General features: G+C 61.2%; 14 protein-coding genes. 6 read left to right on the forward strand and 8 right to left on the reverse strand.

Annotated elements, in window-relative coordinates; all coding sequences use genetic code 11:
* Positions 1–62: 62 nt before the first annotated feature.
* The 4 genes from OSC50_RS04175 to gap form a co-directional block, all read right to left on the reverse strand.
* On the reverse strand, positions 63–2,630 hold the full coding sequence (locus OSC50_RS04175; protein ID WP_266246578.1) for a TonB-dependent receptor: 2,568 nt from the start codon (positions 2,628–2,630) through the stop codon (positions 63–65).
* 115 nt (positions 2,631–2,745) lie between these two features.
* Positions 2,746–3,714 carry a FecR family protein gene (locus tag OSC50_RS04180; protein ID WP_266246576.1) on the reverse strand — a complete coding sequence of 323 codons (969 nt, stop codon included), beginning with the start codon at positions 3,712–3,714 and terminating at the stop codon, positions 2,746–2,748.
* Positions 3,715–3,788: 74 nt separating this feature from the next.
* On the reverse strand, positions 3,789–4,307 hold the full coding sequence (locus OSC50_RS04185; RefSeq protein ID WP_266246574.1) for an RNA polymerase sigma factor: 519 nt from the start codon (positions 4,305–4,307) through the stop codon (positions 3,789–3,791).
* Positions 4,308–4,436: 129 nt separating this feature from the next.
* Positions 4,437–5,438 (reverse strand): type I glyceraldehyde-3-phosphate dehydrogenase, encoded by a 1,002-nt coding sequence (gene gap, locus OSC50_RS04190; RefSeq protein WP_181078976.1) that lies wholly within the window; start codon positions 5,436–5,438, stop codon positions 4,437–4,439.
* A gap of 221 nt (positions 5,439–5,659) precedes the next feature.
* Here gap and edd point away from each other — a divergent pair, with 221 nt between their 5' ends.
* Genes edd through OSC50_RS04210 form a run of 4 tightly spaced genes read left to right on the forward strand, consistent with a single transcriptional unit; the run spans position 5,660 to position 10,716 of the window.
* The gene (gene edd, locus OSC50_RS04195) at positions 5,660–7,486 is read left to right on the forward strand and encodes a phosphogluconate dehydratase (RefSeq protein ID WP_181078978.1); all 1,827 of its coding nucleotides are present in this window, start codon (positions 5,660–5,662) and stop codon (positions 7,484–7,486) included.
* Positions 7,483–8,439 (forward strand): glucokinase, encoded by a 957-nt coding sequence (locus OSC50_RS04200; RefSeq protein ID WP_181078980.1) that lies wholly within the window; start codon positions 7,483–7,485, stop codon positions 8,437–8,439. Before edd ends, OSC50_RS04200 begins: the two co-directional genes overlap by 4 nt.
* A 44-nt stretch (positions 8,440–8,483) precedes the next feature.
* Positions 8,484–9,257 (forward strand): response regulator, encoded by a 774-nt coding sequence (locus OSC50_RS04205; protein ID WP_219855273.1) that lies wholly within the window; start codon positions 8,484–8,486, stop codon positions 9,255–9,257.
* Positions 9,247–10,716: an ATP-binding protein gene (locus OSC50_RS04210; RefSeq protein ID WP_181078984.1), complete on the forward strand. Its 1,470-nt coding sequence runs from the start codon at positions 9,247–9,249 to the stop codon at positions 10,714–10,716. The genes OSC50_RS04205 and OSC50_RS04210 overlap by 11 nt, the downstream gene beginning before the upstream one ends.
* Before the next feature lie 138 nt (positions 10,717–10,854).
* Here OSC50_RS04210 and OSC50_RS04215 read toward each other — a convergent pair whose 3' ends face one another.
* Positions 10,855–11,784 carry an AraC family transcriptional regulator gene (locus OSC50_RS04215; RefSeq protein ID WP_181078986.1) on the reverse strand — a complete coding sequence of 310 codons (930 nt, stop codon included), beginning with the start codon at positions 11,782–11,784 and terminating at the stop codon, positions 10,855–10,857.
* 327 nt (positions 11,785–12,111) lie between these two features.
* Between OSC50_RS04215 and OSC50_RS04220 the strand changes: the two genes are divergently transcribed.
* The gene (locus OSC50_RS04220) at positions 12,112–12,453 is read left to right on the forward strand and encodes a putative quinol monooxygenase (RefSeq protein ID WP_181078988.1); all 342 of its coding nucleotides are present in this window, start codon (positions 12,112–12,114) and stop codon (positions 12,451–12,453) included.
* Between the two features lie 42 nt (positions 12,454–12,495).
* Complete coding sequence (locus OSC50_RS04225; protein ID WP_253509185.1) at positions 12,496–12,741, forward strand: hypothetical protein; 246 nt, start codon at positions 12,496–12,498, stop codon at positions 12,739–12,741.
* Between the two features lie 120 nt (positions 12,742–12,861).
* Here OSC50_RS04225 and OSC50_RS04230 read toward each other — a convergent pair whose 3' ends face one another.
* The 3 genes from OSC50_RS04230 to OSC50_RS04240 all read right to left on the reverse strand — a co-directional run bounded on the left by OSC50_RS04230 (position 12,862) and on the right by OSC50_RS04240 (position 17,227).
* Positions 12,862–13,494, reverse strand: a complete 633-nt coding sequence (locus OSC50_RS04230; RefSeq protein ID WP_266246569.1) for a flavin reductase family protein — start codon at positions 13,492–13,494, stop codon at positions 12,862–12,864.
* A 96-nt stretch (positions 13,495–13,590) separates the two neighbouring features.
* Positions 13,591–15,099 carry a trypsin-like serine peptidase gene (locus tag OSC50_RS04235; RefSeq protein WP_219855275.1) on the reverse strand — a complete coding sequence of 503 codons (1,509 nt, stop codon included), beginning with the start codon at positions 15,097–15,099 and terminating at the stop codon, positions 13,591–13,593.
* Positions 15,100–15,217: 118 nt separating this feature from the next.
* Positions 15,218–17,227, reverse strand: a complete 2,010-nt coding sequence (locus tag OSC50_RS04240; RefSeq protein ID WP_266246565.1) for a M3 family metallopeptidase — start codon at positions 17,225–17,227, stop codon at positions 15,218–15,220.
* Positions 17,228–17,304: the final 77 nt, after the last annotated feature.

The raw sequence follows: 17,304 nt of genomic DNA on the forward strand, positions 1-17,304 counted from the left end.
CGCAGCACAGTAAAAAATCCTCACCTCGTCACTGAAATTTCGGCGAGGTGAGGCTGGCGTGGTCAGATGTCCCAGATCACATTGATCGCCACGTTGCGGCCGGGCTGGGTCAGTCGGTCCAGGTTGGCCGGCGAGGTCACGCCGGCTTCACCGACGCCGTCGTAGCTGCGCACGTCGTCCCAGTTCCAGTACTTCTTGTCGGTAAGGTTGTAGAGGCCGCCGTTGATGGTCACGTCGCGGGTGACTTTGTAGAAGCCGGTCAGGTCGACGATCCCGAAGCCTGGCGTCTTGAATGGGCCACGGCTGGTGTTGCCGTCGGGGGCGAAAAAGGTGGTGCTGTCGACGCGGTCCTGTTTCTTCACCAGGGTCCAACTGACCAGCGCGCCATAGCGATCCTGGTCGTAGCCCAGGCCGAATACGCCTTTGAGCGGGTTGACGCTGTTGAGCGGCTCGCCGTTGTCGTCATTGCGGCCATGGGCGTAGCTGATAGCGCCTTGAGTGTAAAGACCGTGCGGCGCGCCCAGGGCATCCAGGTTCAGGCGGCCCTTGGCTTCCACGCCCTTGATGGTGGCGCGCTTGATGTTCTTGGCCTGGAAGGCTTCGACGGTGCTGCCGGCAACCACCGCGTCTTCATCGATGAAGTCGCGGTATTTGTTGTAGAACAGCGCGATGTCGAAGGAGCCCGCGTCGAACTGGCCGCGAATCCCGGTCTCGATGCCTTTGCTGGTCTCTGGCTTCAGGTCGGGATTGGGCTCCACGGTGTAGCCCTGACCGAGGTTTACGAAGCGGCCATACAGCGCTTTGGCCGAAGGCGTGCGGAAACCTTCGGCGTATTGGCCGAACCAGGTGTATTGCTCGGTCAAGGCATAGGTCAGGCCGAATTTCGGCGTGACGCGGTGCCAGGTTTTTTCTTTGTCGCTGTGATCGTAGATCCGGTTCGGGTCCACGGTGTTGAGGAATTCCTCGGTCAATTTGGGCTTGAGCTGGGTGTAGTCGTAGCGAACGCTGGGCAGGAACGTCCACTTGTCCCAGGCGATCTGGTCCTGGGCGAACAGCGAGTAGGTGTTGATGGTCGGGTCCGGGAAGTCACTGGCCTTTTTCACACTGTCGCTGGGGGAAGGGCTGGGGGCGCCAATGGCCGTGCAGCCCGCGCCGACCGCCAGGCACGTGGCGGCACCTTCGCGGGAGCCGGTGACTTTCTGTTGTTTGAGCGTCGTGCCGTAAGTGACCTGGTGGTCGGTGGCGCCGAGGCTGAAAGCCTTATCCAGTTGTGCATCGAAGACCCACTGTTTTTCTTCATAGAGCGTTTCGCGGGTACGCAGGACGCGGCGTGATGGCTGGTAGATTTCCGCCGTGGTCTGGTCGGTCTTGGCGATCTGGTAGTTGAGGCTGGTCTTGATATGGTCGGCAATCGGTGAGTCAAGGCCGAAGCGGTTTTCAAGGCCCAAGCGTTCCCGGGTAATGGTGTCGTTGCCCGAACGGGCGCGGTAGAAGTTGAAGCCTCGGCCGCCGGTGAAAGGGCCGCCTACCGCGCTCTTCAGGTTAACGTCGCGATCATCTTTGTATTTTTCATAGGTCAATCCCAGGCGGTTATCGTCGCCGTAGTTCCACCCGAGCTTGGCCAGCACGTTGGTGGTGCGTGCGTCTTCCGGGTTGGCGCCGGTGCGGGCCAGGCCGGTGGCGTTGTTGCCGTCGTAGGATTCGGTTTCATGGCCGTTGCGCTGGCTCAGGTGCAGCAGGCCATCGACGTCCGCCACGCGGCCGGCGAAGGTGCCCGAGGTCAGCCAGCTGTCGTCGGCGGAGCTGTAGCCGGTCTTCAGGCGCGCGCCGACATCCTGGCCGGGCTTGATGATGTCCTCCGGGTCGAGGGTGAAATAGCTCACGGCGCCACCGATGGCGCTGCTGCCGTACAGGGCCGAGGCCGGACCGCGCAGAATCTCCACGCGCTTGACGATTTCGGGGTCGACGTAGTTGCGCCGGGTTTTGGCGTAGGGGCCGTTGAAGAAGTTGTCCGGTACTTCCACACCGTCCACCTGGGTGAGGATGCGGTCGCCGTCGATGCCACGGATATTGAAACCGGCGTTGCCCGAACGGCTGCCGGCACCGCTCACCGAGACGCCGGGTTCGTAGCGGGCCAGGTCGCGGATAGTGTTCACGTTCTGGCGGTCGAGTGCTTCGCGGTCGTGCACGCTGACGGTGCTTGGTACGCTGCTGATGTCCTGCGCGTTACGGGTAGCGCTGATGGTCACTTGCTGCAGGTTGAGCGTGCTGCCGGCGGCGCGTGGCTCCAGGACGATGTTATTGCTGCCCAGTTTGCGATAGGTCAGGTTGGTCCCCACCAACAGCCGGTCCAGGGCTTTTTCCGCTGCCATCGGGCCGCGCACGCCGGGAGAGGACATGCCCTGGCCGAGTTCCGCCGGCAGGCCGACCTGCCAGCCGGTCACCGCGGTAAACGCGTTGAGAGCCGAAACCAGTGGCTGCTGTTCGATGCTGAATTGATAATTGCCGTAGCTGCGCGGCGCCGGTTCAGCGGCCGTGGCGCTGGCAACCGGCAGGCCGGCCAGCAGGATGGCGGCGGTGAGCAAGGACAGAACGGGCGAAGAAGACCGGCGGTTGAAACAAGAGGACATCGAGAGCGCTCCGGGGTACGAATCTTATAGTTGCGAACCTTTCCAAATAGGAATCAGTTGCATTGGCTAAGACGAGACGTACCACCGCAGACTATCGAGTAAAAATTATTCTCATTTAGTTGAGGATCACCAGCGCCGGGTATTCCGAAAGCTTGGCCGACGTGATGTGGGCCAGCGAGCGCACCACGTCCAGCGGCTGGTCGAGGCGATAGTTGCCGGTGACGGCGACCCTGGCGAGCTGCTCATTGGTGTTGACGATCCAGCCGGGATAATAGCGGCGTAGTTCGGCGAGCACCTGGCTCATCGGGCAGTTTTCGAAAATCAGCCGGCCCTGCACCCAGGCCAGGTCTTTGTTGATGTCCAGTTTGCCCGGCTGACCGAAGCCCTGGGGGCCGATGCGGATACTTTGCCCGGCGCTCAGGCGTACCCGGGCATCGTCGAAGGTATTGCTCAGGTCCACGTCGCCGCGCTGCACCTGCACTTGCGCCTCGCCATCGAGGTAACGCACGGCGAACGCGGTGTCGCGCACGCTGGCACGCACCGGGCCGGCGTCGATTTCCAGCGGCAGGCCACGGTTGGCGGCCACGTCGAAAAACGCTTCGCCCTGGTACAGGCGCGCGATTCGCTGCTGGTCCTGGATGCGGCTGGAAAACGCCGAATTGGTGTTGAGCAACACGTTGGCACCCTCGTCCAGTTGCAGGCGCTGACGTTCGCCGACCACGGTGAGGTGGTCGGCTTGCAGGCGCACGGGCAGGTTGCTGAAACTGCACAGCCCGATCACCAGCAAGGCGGCGGTGGCCAGCGGTTTCCAGTGGGGCCGAATACGGCGCCAGACACTCGGCCCTCGTGGCGCCGCCAGGGCTACGGCGGCGCTGTGCACCGGCGCGCCACCCCAAGCGGCCTGGGCTTTTTCGAAGGCTTCGCGATGGGCCGGATCGCAGGCCAGCCAGGCTTGGAATTCAGCCTGCTGGCCAGGTTGCGGGCACTGCAGGGCGATCAGCCAATCGAGAGCCTGGTCCATCGCCGGGTCTTGCAGCACCTCATGCGCCAACGCAAGGGGGCGCACGTTATTCGGGTCCGTCACGGTGTTCCTCGGGTCTTCGCCACGTTTTATTCATTTTTCCTACGGTTTGCGTCGACGCTTCTGTGGGATGCAGCTTAAGACTGATCCAACCTTTCGGCCACACCTACGCAGATCGCCATGATCAATTTCAGTTCCTTCTGCACCGTACTCAACGACACCCCCAGTTGGTCGGCAATCTCCTGGTAACTGCAGCCGTGCAGGCGGCTGAGGATGAATATCCGCTGCTGGCGGACGCTCAACTGACCCAGGCTGACGCTCAAATGCTCCAGCAGTTGCTCGGCCTGGGTCGCGTCTTCGGGGGTAGTGATCGGCGCGGCAACGCTTTGCAGGATTTGCAGCGGTACGTCTTCCTGCAGGGTGCGCGCCTGGATCTTGCGCGCGCGCAGGTGATCCAGCGCCAGATTGCGCGCCGTCTGATAGACGAAAGGTTCCAGATGATCGATCGGCCGCTCGCTCAGGGCCCGGGTCACGCGCAGGTAGGTTTCCTGCAGAAGGTCTTCGGCGGTGCTGTGGTTATGCACCATCCGTTGCAGGGTGCGCAGCAGGATCGCCCGTTGAGTGAGAAAAACATGGTTGAAGCGAGATTGGCTCACAGTGATACCAGACCGATAGGCAGTTAATGATAATGCTTATCATCAACGCAAATGGCAAGTGGCTATTCTTTTCTGCGTTACACCAAAACCACATTGGGAGGAGGCAACCCCCCTCCCACGCAAACTACATTACTCGGCGTTACAGAGTGCCAGGCAGTTATCCAGCATTCGGTTGGAGAAGCCCCACTCGTTGTCGTACCAGGCGAGCACTTTCAGCAATTTACCGCTGACCTTGGTGTGATTGGCGTCGAAGATCGACGACAGCGGGTTGTGGTTGAAGTCGCTGGAAACCAGCGGCAGGGTGTTGTAGCCGAGAATTTTGGAGTGCTGGCTGGCGTCCTTGAGCAGCGCGTTGACTTGCTCGGCCGTGGCTTCTTTCTTCAGTTGCACGGTGAGGTCCACCAGGGACACGTTGATCACCGGCACCCGCACGGCCATGCCGGTCAGTTTGCCCGCCAGTTCCGGCAGCACCAGGCCGACCGCTTCGGCGGCGCCGGTCTTGCTCGGGATCATGTTCTGGGTGGCCGAACGCGCGCGGTACGGGTCGGTGTGGTACACGTCGGTCAGGTTCTGGTCGTTGGTGTAGGCGTGGATTGTGGTCATCAAGCCGCTTTCGATGCCCAGTTCACGGTGCAGCACCTGGGCCACCGGCGCCAGGCAGTTGGTGGTGCACGAGGCGTTGGAGATGATCTGATGGGATTGACGCAGGATGTCATGGTTAACGCCGTAGACCACGGTGGCGTCTGCGCCCTTGGCGGGGGCGGAGATGATCACTTTGCGCGCGCCGGCAGTGATATGGGCGGCGGCCTTGGCGCGATCGGTGAACAGGCCGGTGCATTCAAACACCACGTCGATGTTCAGCGCGGCCCACGGCAGTTCGGCCGGGTTGCGAATGGCACTCACGGCAATCCGGTCGCCATTGACGGTCAGGCTTTCCTGATCGTGGGCAACCTCTGCATCGAAAGTACCGTGTACGGTGTCGAATTTGAGCAAGTGGGCATTGATCGAACTGTCGCCCAGATCATTGATGGCGACGATCTGCAAATCCTGGCGGTAGCCTTGGGTATACAGTGCGCGCAGGACATTACGGCCGATACGGCCAAAACCATTGATTGCGATACGAAGAGTCATTGGAGAGTGCCTGTCGTCGATTTGTTGTAAGAATTACAAGATTATTCGCATAAAAATAGAAAACAAGCCTTTTTAGTGGCAATATTTTGTTCAATCTACAACGAGTGACCTGAATCAACTGGTCCGATGATCCAAACGACACCCTGCCATCCCATGCGCTGCGGGCGTTTGATCAGCATAGACACTCAGGTCGCCACATCCGTTAGCCTGGAGTTCTACACATGCATCCCCGCGTCCTTGAGGTCACCGAACGGCTTATCGCCCGCAGCCGCGCCACCCGCCAGGCTTACCTTGCGCTCATTCGCGGCGCCGCCAGCGACGGCCCGATGCGCGGCAAGCTGCAATGCGCCAACTTCGCCCACGGCGTGGCCGGTTGCGGCACCGAAGACAAACAGAGCCTGCGCATGATGAACGCCGCTAACGTGGCAATTGTTTCTTCATATAACGACATGCTCTCGGCGCATCAGCCCTACGAACATTTCCCTGAACAAATTAAGAAAGCCCTGCGTGAAGTCGGCTCGGTCGGCCAGTTCGCCGGCGGCACCCCGGCGATGTGCGACGGCGTAACCCAGGGCGAGCCGGGCATGGAGCTGAGCCTGCTCAGCCGTGAAGTCATCGCCATGTCCACGGCAGTGGCGCTGTCGCACAACATGTTCGATGCGGCACTGATGCTGGGAATCTGCGACAAGATCGTGCCCGGCCTGATGATGGGCGCACTGCGCTACGGCCACCTGCCGATGATCTTCGTGCCGGGCGGGCCGATGCCGTCGGGCATCTCCAACAAGCAGAAGGCCGATGTGCGCCAGCGCTACGCCGAAGGCAAGGCCAGCCGCGAAGAGCTGCTGGAGTCGGAGATGCAGTCCTATCACAGCCCCGGCACCTGCACCTTCTATGGCACGGCCAACACCAACCAACTGCTGATGGAAGTGATGGGCCTGCACCTGCCTGGCGCTTCGTTCGTCAACCCGTATACGCCGCTGCGTGACGCACTGACCCGCGAAGCCGCGCATCAGGTCACGCGCCTGACCAAGGCCAACGGCAACTTCACCCCGATCGGCGAAATCGTCGACGAAAAATCCATCGTCAATTCCATCGTGGCTCTGAATGCCACCGGCGGCTCCACCAATCACACCCTGCACATGCCGGCGATCGCCATGTCGGCGGGTATCATCCTGACCTGGCAGGACATGGCCGACCTCTCCGAGGTGGTACCGACCCTGTCCCACGTCTATCCAAACGGCAAGGCTGACATCAACCACTTCCAGGCGGCGGGGGGCATGTCGTTCCTGATTCGTGAACTGCTTGAAGCCGGCCTGCTGCATGAAGACGTCAACACCGTGGCCGGCAAGGGGCTGAGTCGCTACACCCAGGAACCGTTCCTGGTCGACGGCGAGCTGATCTGGCGCGACGGCCCGATCGAGAGCCTCGACGAAGCCATCCTGCGCCCGGTGGCCCGCGCGTTCTCGCCCGAAGGCGGCCTGCGCGTGATGGAAGGCAACCTCGGCCGTGGCGTGATGAAAGTCTCGGCCGTGGCCCTCGAGCACCAGATCGTCGAAGCGCCGGCGGTGGTGTTCCAGGACCAACAGGACCTGGCCGATGCGTTCAAGGCCGGCGAGTTGGAGAAAGACTTCGTCGCGGTGATGCGTTTCCAGGGCCCGCGCTCCAATGGCATGCCGGAACTGCACAAAATGACGCCGTTTCTTGGCGTGTTGCAGGACCGTGGCTTCAAAGTGGCGTTGGTGACAGACGGGCGCATGTCCGGCGCGTCGGGTAAGATCCCCGCCGCGATCCATGTGAACCCCGAAGCTCAAAGCGGCGGGCCGCTGGCACGCGTGCGCGATGGCGATATCATTCGCGTGGATGGCGTCAAAGGCACCCTGGAGCTTAAGGTGGACGCCGAAGAATTCGCAGCGCGCGCGCCTGCCACGGGTCTGTTGGGCAACAACGTGGGGGCCGGTCGCGAGCTGTTTGCATTTATGCGCTTGGCCGCAAGCTCCGCAGAGCAGGGCGCCAGCGCCTTTACCTCTGCCCTGGAGACGCTTAAGTGAAGTTAGCGCTGGTCGGTGACATTGGCGGTACCAACGCGCGTTTTGCGTTGTGGCGGGATCAGGCCCTGCATTCGATCCGCGTGCACGCCACGGCGGACTACGACAGTCCCGAGGCGGCCATCCTGGTATACCTCATGGAAGAAGGCCTGCAAATCGGCGATATCGGCGCGGTATGCCTGTCGGTGGCCGGGCCGGTGAGTGGCGATGAGTTCAAGTTCACCAACAATCACTGGCGCTTGAGCAAGACCGCTTTCTGCAAGACGCTGCAGGTGGATGAGCTGCTGCTGATCAACGATTTTTCGGCCATGGCCCTGGGGATGACCCGGCTGCAGCCCGATGAATTTCGCGTGGTCTGCGAGGGCACGCCGGAACCGCTGCGTCCGGCGGTGGTGATCGGGCCAGGCACGGGGCTGGGCGTCGGCACCTTGCTGGATCTTGGCGCGGGTCGTTTCGCGGCCTTGCCGGGGGAGGGCGGCCATGTCGACCTGCCTTTGAGCAGCCCGAGGGAAACCCAGCTGTGGCAGCATATCTATAACGAAATCGGCCACGTCAGCGCAGAGACGGCCTTGAGCGGTGGTGGTTTGCCGCGTCTGTATCGGGCAATCTGTGCGGTTGATGGCCACACGCCGCAGCTGGACACGCCCGAAGCCATCACGGCGGCTGGCCTGGCCGGCGACCCGATTGCCATGGAAGTGTTGGACCAGTTCAGCATCTGGCTGGGCCGAGTGGCGGGTAACAATGTACTGACCACCGGTGGACGTGGTGGTGTGTATATCGTGGGCGGGGTAATACCGAGGTTTGCCGACTTCTTCATTCAAAGCGGCTTTGCCGGGAGCTTTCGTGACAAGGGCTGCATGAGCGACTACTTCAACGGTATTCCGGTGTGGCTGGTGACCGCGCCGTATTCCGGCTTGACCGGGGCGGGTGTGGCGCTGGAGCAGGCATTTGCTTAGGCAGTGATGGCTTCCCACATCAGTGTGGAAGGGGGCTTGCCCCCATGAGGCCTTCAACTACACCGCATAACAACAAGGAGGACCCCGTGAGCGTAATCAGTAAATCGATTCTCCTCGTCGACGACGACCAGGAAATCCGCGAGTTGCTGCAGACCTACCTCAGTCGCGCCGGTTTCCAGGTGCGGGGGGTGCCGGATGGCGCGGGATTCCGTCAGGCGATGAACGAGGCGCCGTGCGACCTGGTCATCCTCGATGTGATGTTGCCGGACGAAGACGGTTTCAGCCTGTGCCGCTGGATTCGCCAGCACCCGCGCCAGGCGCAGGTGCCGATCATCATGCTTACCGCCAGCTCCGACGAAGCCGACCGCGTGATCGGCCTGGAGCTGGGCGCCGATGACTACATCGGCAAGCCGTTCAGCCCGCGTGAGCTGCAGGCGCGGATCAAGGCGCTGTTGCGCCGCTGCCAGTTCCAGGAGCGCAACACCGGGGGCGATGTGCTGGTGTTCGACGAATGGCGGCTGGACATGATCAGCCACCGGCTGTTTCACGTCGACGGCGAAGAAGTGATCCTGTCCGGGGCCGACTTTGCCCTGCTCAAATTGTTTCTCGACCATCCCCAGGAAATCCTCGACCGCGACACCATCGGCAACGCCACCCGTGGCCGCGACCTGATGCCGCTGGACCGTATCGTCGACATGGCCGTCAGCCGCCTGCGCCAACGCCTGCGCGATACCGAAAAACCTCCGCGGCTGATTCGCACCGTGCGCGGCAGCGGCTATCAACTGGCAGCCAACGTGGTTGCCGGCAATGCCCATTGAGCCGGTGAGCGAACGGCGTCGCCGGTTTCCGGTACCGCGCTCGCTATTGGGGCGCATGCTGTTGCTCACATTGCTGGCAGTGCTGTTCGCCCAGGCACTGTCCAGCGTGATCTGGGTCTCACAGTTGCGCGCCACCCAGCTCGAAGGCCTGGTCACCAGCGCGCGCAGCCTGGCGCATTCGATGACCGCCAGCGTGAGTTATTTCCGCTCGCTGCCGGTGGCCTATCGCCCGTTGGTGCTTGACCAACTGCGCAGCATGGGCGGCACCCGCTTTGTGGTGACCCTCAACGATCGCCCGCTGGACATGCAGGTGCTGCCCGAAACCCCGCGCAAACAGGCGGTGCTGACCGCGGTGGATGAAGTGCTGCGTCAGACCCTGGGCGCCGATGTGCATATCTCGGTGGAGTTCGTCAGCGCCGAAGACCTGCGGATTTTCAACGCCGGCCTCAAACTCGATGAATTGCCACGCTCCTGGGCGCACTACGCACTGACCCTGGAACCGGTGAACCCGCCGGTGCTGGTGACCCAGATTCAACTGGCGCCCGGCGAGTGGCTGTATATCGCCTCGCTGTTGCCCGAACCCTACACCAGTCTGGAAGAGCAGGGCCTGCCGTCCCAGCAGGTGTGGTTTATCGTGCTGACCAGCGGCTTTCTACTCCTGTTCATAGGCCTGCTGGTGCATTGGCAGAGTCGGCCCCTCAAGCGCCTGGCGCTGGCGGCGCGGGACATGTCCCTGGGCGCCGACGTCGAGCCGGTGGCCGAGGGCGGCGGCAGTGAAGTGGTGGAAGTGGGCCGTGCGTTCAATGCCATGCGCGAGCGCATCAGCCGCTACCTGACCGAACGCAGCCAGTTGTTCAGTGCGATTTCCCACGATCTGCGTACACCCATCACGCGCCTGCGCCTGCGCGTGGAACTGTTGGAAGACGAGAACCTGCAGGCCAAGTTCGGTCGTGACCTGGATGAGCTGGAATTGCTGGTCAAGGGCGCGCTGCAATGCGTGAAAGACACCGATATTCACGAGAACATCCAGCCGGTCGACCTCAACCATGTACTCGAATGCCTGGTGGAGCCGTACGTGGCGCCCAACGGCAACGGCCGCGTGACCCTGGATGGCATGGCGCTGGCGGCGTACCCGGGCAAACCGTTGGCGCTCAAACGCTGCATCGGCAACCTGATCGACAACGCGTTGAAGTACGGGCAGAACGCCCATTTGCATATTGAGGACGACGGCGCGGAATTCATCCTGCATGTGGATGACGAAGGCCCCGGTGTACCGGAGCAACGTCTGGAGCAAGTGTTCGAGCCGCACTTTCGCCTCGCCGGCCAGCAGCAAGGCTACGGCCTGGGGTTGGGCATCGCGCGCAACATTGCCCACAGCCATGGCGGTGAGGTGAGCTTGCAGAACCTGCGCGAGGGCGGCTTGCGCGTCACCCTGCAACTGCCCCGAACCCTGGACTGATAACACGATTGGACAAAGGTGGGAGGGGCGGTGCGACGCTTTGACTTGCCCCCCGATGACGGGGCTTCAGTCACTGGATGGCTTGGCTGACGCACTGCTATCGAGCCAGCCCTTTGTCACCAGCGTTTCTCTCGTGTGTCAGATGCTTTGGCGCAGCCGCGCCAGATCCCGCAGCGGTGGCGCGCCGAACAAGCGGCTGTACTCGCGGCTGAACTGCGATGGGCTTTCATACCCCACCCGATAACCGGCCGCCGACGCTTCCAGCCCTTCGGCAATCATCAGCCTGCGCGCTTCCTGCAGGCGCAGTTGCTTCTGGTACTGCAGCGGGCTCATTGCCGTGATCGCCTTGAAGCGATGGTGCAAGGTCGAGACGCTCAGGTTCACTTCCTTGGCCAAATCATCAATGCGAAGCGGCTGTTCGTAATTGCCGTTGAGCCACTTGATCGCCTGGCTCACCCGATGGCTCTGACTGTTGGCCACCGCAATTTCATACAGCCGATAGCCCTGCGGCCCGCGCAGCAGCCGGTACAGGATCTCGCGATTGATCAGGGGCGCGAGCATGGCGATGTCTTTGGGCGTATCCAGCAAACGTGCCAGGCGCAGCACGGCGTCGAGCAACTGGGTGTCGATACGGTCCACGTACATCCCGCGCGAGGTCGGGCGCGTGGGCACGCCCATGGGGCCGGCCTCGGCAATCAGCGCTGTGAGCTGCGCCGGGTCGATATTGATGCGCACCGACAGGTTCGGGTCCTCGGGCGTCGCATCGATGACTCGCCCGGCCACGGGCATCGCCACGGAAAACACTAGATAGTTGAGCGGGTCATAGGCGAAAACTTCGTCGGCCAGGCGCACTTCCTTGCTGCCGTTGGCGAGGATGCACAACGCGGGCTCCACCAGTACCGGCATAAAGTCTCGCGGTGCGTTGTGACGGTTCAGGTACAACGAAGTGATTGCGGTGCCGTAGGAACCATCTTCCCAGGTATGCCGGTGCACGATGCTGGCCAGTTCAGCACGCTGTTTTTCCATCTCGGCATCGAGGGGGGTGGGCTGATGTTCGGGTGACGACATGGCGCGTCCTCTGCAGGCTGCTGTGATGGGGCCAGCTTAGCGGCGGCTTTTCAAAATGTGTTAGGTCGATTCTGCCCGATCCTTGCCTGATCCTGCGGCCTATCGTCAATCAGGCAAGCGCCGGGCGTGTCACGCGCCTGAAACACGGCGTTTGGGTGTGGAATAAAGCCGCCGGCCCGACGTCCTATCTACGCTTCTCGCAGGATCGTGCAATAAGCCGGCAGGAATCGACTAACCGCGCTCGCACCCGCGCCGTTATCGTTGATCCTGTGGCAACACACCTCCACAGTGCTTGCCGAGCATCACTTCTCAACGGGAGAGTCGAATATGTCCACCCCCATTCCCGCGAGCCATATGGCCTTTATCCGCGCCCGCAGCGGGTGCAGCACCGAACTGGGTGCACGCTTGAGCAGTTTGATCGAACCGGGCCGCCAGGCGCAGGGTTGCCTGCAATTTTCGTTGCAGCATTCCCAGGTCGATCCCGATGTGTGGCTGGTCTCGGGCCTCTGGAGCAGCGAGCAGGCGATGAGCGCCTACTTCAACTCGCCGGCCCTGATGATCTTTACCGAACTGTTGAACGACATGGTCGTGCGCAGCATAGACTTCCAGACCTTCACCGATGCCTGCGCCGTCAATGCCTACGGTGAGTACCTGCAACTGGCCGGTTAATGGTTAGAATGGCCACCTTTTCCATTGGCCAGGACCTGCAACATGGCACGTAAACAATTTGCTCAGCACGAAGCCGTTTCCGCCGTAGTACCGGGTGAAGGGGGCTACAGCGCCGCCGTCGCCGTCAAAGCGCTGGACGGCATGGGCGCCCCGCGGTTTCACAAGATCCTCGATGGGCAGACGTTCAAAACTGCCTCCGATGCCGATGATGCGGCCACCGTGCAGCTTGAGCAGCTTGTGAATGTGGATGAAGAAGGTCAACTGACCTGGGCGAGCGCCACCCGCTGAACAACGGCGCTGATCTGATGTGGAAGGGAGCTCGCCACAAGAACCTCATTTTCTCAGGTTATGTGTAGATACCCATGGTCATCGGGGGCAAGCCCCTCCCACAGTTTGACTGTATTTCAGTCAGGGTTTGCTGGCGCCTGGGCGGTACATCTTGAATAACGCCTCCGGCCCCAACTGGAAGTAATCCGCCGGGCCGCCACCACGCAAAATCGGCTCGGCGGCGGCGGTGTCGTACACGCCGTCCTTGAGCAGCCACTTGGCAATGTGAACGGCGACCACTTCGCCCAGCACCAGCCAGCTTGGCACCAGCGCCTTATCGGCACGTTGCAACTGGATGATTTGCGTCACCTTGCACTCGAACGACACCGGGCTTTCGCCCACCCGCGGTACGCCCACGATTTTCGACGGCACCGGGGTCAGGCCGGACAGCTCGAATTCATTCACGTCCGGCGAGACCGCCGCGCAGCTCTGGTTCATCTGATCGGCCAACGGGCGGGTGGCCAGGTTCCAGACGAACTCGCCGGTCTGTTCGATGTTGTTCAGGCTGTCTTTGCGCCCGACGCTGGAGAACCCAATGATCGGCGGAACGTAGTTGAACGCGTTGAAGAAACTGTAGGGCGCCAGGTTCAGGCGGCCCTCGTTGTCGTGTGACGAAATCCAACCGATCGGCCGTGGGCCGATGATGGCGTTGAACGGGTCATGGGGCAGGCCGTGGCCGTTGGCCGGTTCGTAGAAGTGGATATCGTCAGGCATGGGCCGGGTTTCCTGCTGGGTAGCTCTGGGGGGGCCAGTATAGTGCAAGGCGTGGCGATGGATTTCCACAGTCATCCACCGGGTATCGAGGTGCGGTCAGCGGCGAGGCGATGCTTGGGCCGGCTGCAGCACGGGACAATGCGTTGATTGATCGATCACATCCGTGCGGGTCGCCGAAGGTTGGCCAGCCACGTCGCGCGCATAGCTGCACACGGTGATTGGGAGCTGCGCGGCGTGGTAGGTAATGCTGTCGCCAGTCGGCGCGTAGCGTGGGTCGTAGCTGCCTGCGCAGGATGCGGCTGAGGGCTCGACGTAGGCGTAATAATGCATGAACTCTGTGTGAGGGATGTTCCAGTTTATCCGGTAAATCAGGCTGACCTGCGGCGCTGGCGTCGCAGGGGTCAGGAACACTGCATGCGTAAACGCGTTGTGCAGCAAGGCGGGTGTCAGCGGCTGGTTGCGAGTTGCGAGACCGATGATGCACAACACATGCGCGCCGAGCGCCGGGCCTATGGCCTGGTTGATATAGGCGTCCGGCGAAGCAACCGCGGGGTGGTAGCCGTCGATGGCTCGGCAAGCTTTGACACTGTCGGTGGTCTTGAATCGATAGAACGGGTCTTGAGTGGAGAACCGGATATTCCAGGTAGGCCAGATGCGCTGCCCGGCCTCACCCTGCTGCATATGGACGAACGGGGGCAGGTTCCAGGGCTCCTCCAGGGTTATTTCGACGGATTTGAGCTGACAATCCTTGGTGTTGTTGGTGAACACCCCATCGACGAAACAATGCAGCAGGCCGTGGGCCGGATAGCTGTAGTTGAACTTGGCGGCTTCACAAGCTGAGATATTCTGGCAATTGGCGAGAAGGTCTTTTGTGATGACCGCCGAGACCTTGCTGACGATGCTGGTGACTTCGTTTGTATGGCGATCCAGCATCGGGCTGCCGGAACTGCCGTACTGAAGGTCGCTGCAGCGGTTTTTCAATGCGCCGGGGAAGACGCCAGGATGTTCGACAAAATCGCCTGTCGATGACTCCTTGCAGGCGCTCATGCGCAAGCCCTTCTGGCGGAACCCGCTCGGGGAACCTACGTTGACCACGTCGCGCTCTCCGGCGTACTGGTAGGTCGCGGCGAGCTTGAGCGGCATGATCCCGTCAGCGATGAGCGTTGCCAGCGATTGATCCAGTTCGAGGATCGCCAGGTCGGTGCCGACCATGCTGCTCCAATGAGCCGTTTTGATGCGAAAGGTCTTGTGCTGACTGGGGGTATCGTGGAAGTACATGAAGGTGATGTCGGCGTCTATCGGCAGGCTGATACGTGCCGAACCGTAGCTGAAGAACACGCAGTGTCCGCTGGTCAGCACATAGGCCGGACCAACGGCTTCGTTTCGCCGGTTACGAGTGTTGAGCAGGACTGCGTTGCAGGTCTGCCCGATAGCGTTTTTCAAACGGCCGATACCGGACCACAGCGCATAGCGTTGGTCGTGGTTCTGCAATGCCACGGAGGGAGCCTGGTTGGCCAGTCCGTCTGCCAGATCCCTGGCATGGCCATGGCCGGCAATACATTGCAGCGCAAACAGTAGGGCGGGGATGCGGGAGCGGAACAACATGGCAAGTCCTTGGTAAGTGGCACTGTAGCGGTTGTGCCCGTTGTACTTGACCTGCCGGATCGAAACGCCCTGCATAGTTATCGAGGTGGCGAACGGGGCTTCAGGCTATCGCCAGGGTTCAAATTCTCGCGGACTCCCGGTTGCCGACAAAACTTGCCAGCGCACTTATCAGCGATCCGTCATCGCCATACGTGATGAACGCAGCGCGGAATGCTTGTGCAGTGGCGGGGTTGAACAACCCATCGCGTTTGAATCGCGCAAACGCCCGGGCAGCCAGTACACCGGACCATCGGTAGGAATAGATTCTGGCGCCATAGTCCCCGACCAGTTGTTCGAAGCTGTTGACCGGCCGAGCATCTTCAGGCCATTGAAGGTGGCCTATTTCTGCGTTGACACGGGTGAACACCTGATCAGGTGTTTGCCCGTCGCCATGGGCACGGTGCAGCTCCAGGTCGACCCACGCGGTCAGTAAAAGGCTGGCAGTTTCCCAGCTGGTCTGAGTCTGCACATAGCGAGTTACTCTGCTGGCGAGCGCCTGCGGTAATGGCTGCCCGCTTTGAAAATGGCCTGATAACCAGGTTAGGAATGACGCTTCAAAGCAGAACTGCTCGAAAACCTGGCTGACGAACTCCGAGGTGTCGTGAGCCAGTTGACCGACACCTGAAATGGTCCGATACGGCGCGGCGGTCAATAGGTGCTGGCAACAGTGACCGAATTCATGCAACAGCACCCTGAGTTGCAAATGATCGAGCAGGCAAGGCTGGGTGTCGGTGGGAGGCGACAACCCAATGCTCAATACTGCAATGGGATGGCGGGGACGCCCTTCGGTGCTGATTCGGCGGTTGCGCAAGCCCACGGTCGCCCCAGGCTCTGATTTTCCCTCACGGCGATAGGGGTCGACAAACAAGTATCCGAGGGGCTGCGCATATTCCCTGACTTCAAATACGCGGACATCGGTATGCCATGTATCGGCGGTGCTTTGCTCCAGGAGCTCAACGCCCATGAGCATCTGCACCAGGCTGCGCAAATGCTGTAATACGTTCTCCCATGGAAAGTACTCGCGCAACGCCGACTGAGAGATACCCGCGATATCCTCGCGGATTTTCTGCGCGAAGTAATCATGGTCCCAGGGGCGCGTGCCTGTGATTCCGTGCTGCTGGGCATAGTGCTCAAGCTGCTCGGCATCGCGGGTAAAAGTACTTCGCGCTTGTTCAATTTGCTGGCGTAAAAATCTGACCACTTGCTCGGGTGTATCCGCCATCTGATCGGCCAGTGCTAACTGGGCAAAATTGGGATAGCCAAGCAGGCGGGCTTTTTCGTGGCGATCTTCAAGCAGCAGAGTCAGCACCGGCTCGTTGCCGTCTCTGGAACCATCAGACGCGGTGCCTGAAGCGCGGCTGTAGTAGGCCGTCATCATTTCCTGACGCAACGCCCGATTGTCGGCGTAGGTCATGACCTCTTGATAAGTGTGATCGGAAAGGGTCAACAGCCAACCCGGAAGGCCGCTGGCTTGCGCCGCTGCCTGCATTGATATCAGGGCGGCAGGGGACAGGCCGCTCAACAGGGCGCTGTCTTCGATGTGCTTGCTCCAGGCCTTGTTTGAATCGTCCACGCGCTCCAGGAACTCGTGCTGCCATTGACTGATCTGGTCATTCAAGTCGCGCAGTTTTACTTGCTGGTCGAGGGCGAGATCAAGACCGGCGAAGTGGAAGTGACGCAAAGCTTTACGGAGGGCACATTGACGTTGCTGGTTGAAAAGAGCCGCAATCGGGCTGTCGGCGAGCTGACGATAAAGCCGATACAGCGCGGCGTTCCGTGCCCGGTCATGTTTGTACTGCTCTGCCAGGGCATGACAGCGAAAGATAGACTCGTGCCAAGCCGGAGCCCGGTGCGTGGAGCCGAGCAGTTGAATGATGCCGAGGGTTTCTTCCAGGCGCGCTTCCAGCTCATCCACGGCCAGTACGAGGTCGTCCCAGGTCGGGAAGGGGGCTTGGCTGTTGATGATCGCTGCCGTGGCGAGGTGGTTCTCGGCGATGATCGCCTGCACGGCGGGCACCAAGTGCTCTACCTGTATGGCTTGGAAGGGCGGTAGCTCATAAGGTAGCAACAGCGGATTGGTTTTGAGCATGGGTACTTCTTCCTTGGACGTGGCGGTCGAAACCGCCAGTCTAGAAAGATGAAGTGCGCGCGGACGATACGTATATA

Origin of the sequence: Pseudomonas quebecensis, assembly GCF_026410085.1 — a bacterium.
GTDB lineage: Bacteria > Pseudomonadota > Gammaproteobacteria > Pseudomonadales > Pseudomonadaceae > Aquipseudomonas > Aquipseudomonas quebecensis.

Bases quoted from the DNA above. Each gene is read 5' to 3' on its own strand.
- OSC50_RS04175 (WP_266246578.1), bottom strand. From the start codon at position 2,630: ATGTCCTCTTGTTTCAACCGCCGGTCTTCTTCGCCCGTTCTGTCCTTG.
- OSC50_RS04240 (WP_266246565.1), bottom strand. From the start codon at position 17,227: ATGCTCAAAACCAATCCGCTGTTGCTACCTTATGAGCTACCGCCCTTC.
- OSC50_RS04220 (WP_181078988.1), top strand. From the start codon at position 12,112: ATGTCCACCCCCATTCCCGCGAGCCATATGGCCTTTATCCGCGCCCGC.
- OSC50_RS04225 (WP_253509185.1), top strand. From the start codon at position 12,496: ATGGCACGTAAACAATTTGCTCAGCACGAAGCCGTTTCCGCCGTAGTA.
- OSC50_RS04235 (WP_219855275.1), bottom strand. From the start codon at position 15,099: ATGTTGTTCCGCTCCCGCATCCCCGCCCTACTGTTTGCGCTGCAATGT.
- OSC50_RS04215 (WP_181078986.1), bottom strand. From the start codon at position 11,784: ATGTCGTCACCCGAACATCAGCCCACCCCCCTCGATGCCGAGATGGAA.
- OSC50_RS04210 (WP_181078984.1), top strand. From the start codon at position 9,247: ATGCCCATTGAGCCGGTGAGCGAACGGCGTCGCCGGTTTCCGGTACCG.
- OSC50_RS04230 (WP_266246569.1), bottom strand. From the start codon at position 13,494: ATGCCTGACGATATCCACTTCTACGAACCGGCCAACGGCCACGGCCTG.
- OSC50_RS04205 (WP_219855273.1), top strand. From the start codon at position 8,484: ATGAGGCCTTCAACTACACCGCATAACAACAAGGAGGACCCCGTGAGC.
- edd (WP_181078978.1), top strand. From the start codon at position 5,660: ATGCATCCCCGCGTCCTTGAGGTCACCGAACGGCTTATCGCCCGCAGC.
- gap (WP_181078976.1), bottom strand. From the start codon at position 5,438: ATGACTCTTCGTATCGCAATCAATGGTTTTGGCCGTATCGGCCGTAAT.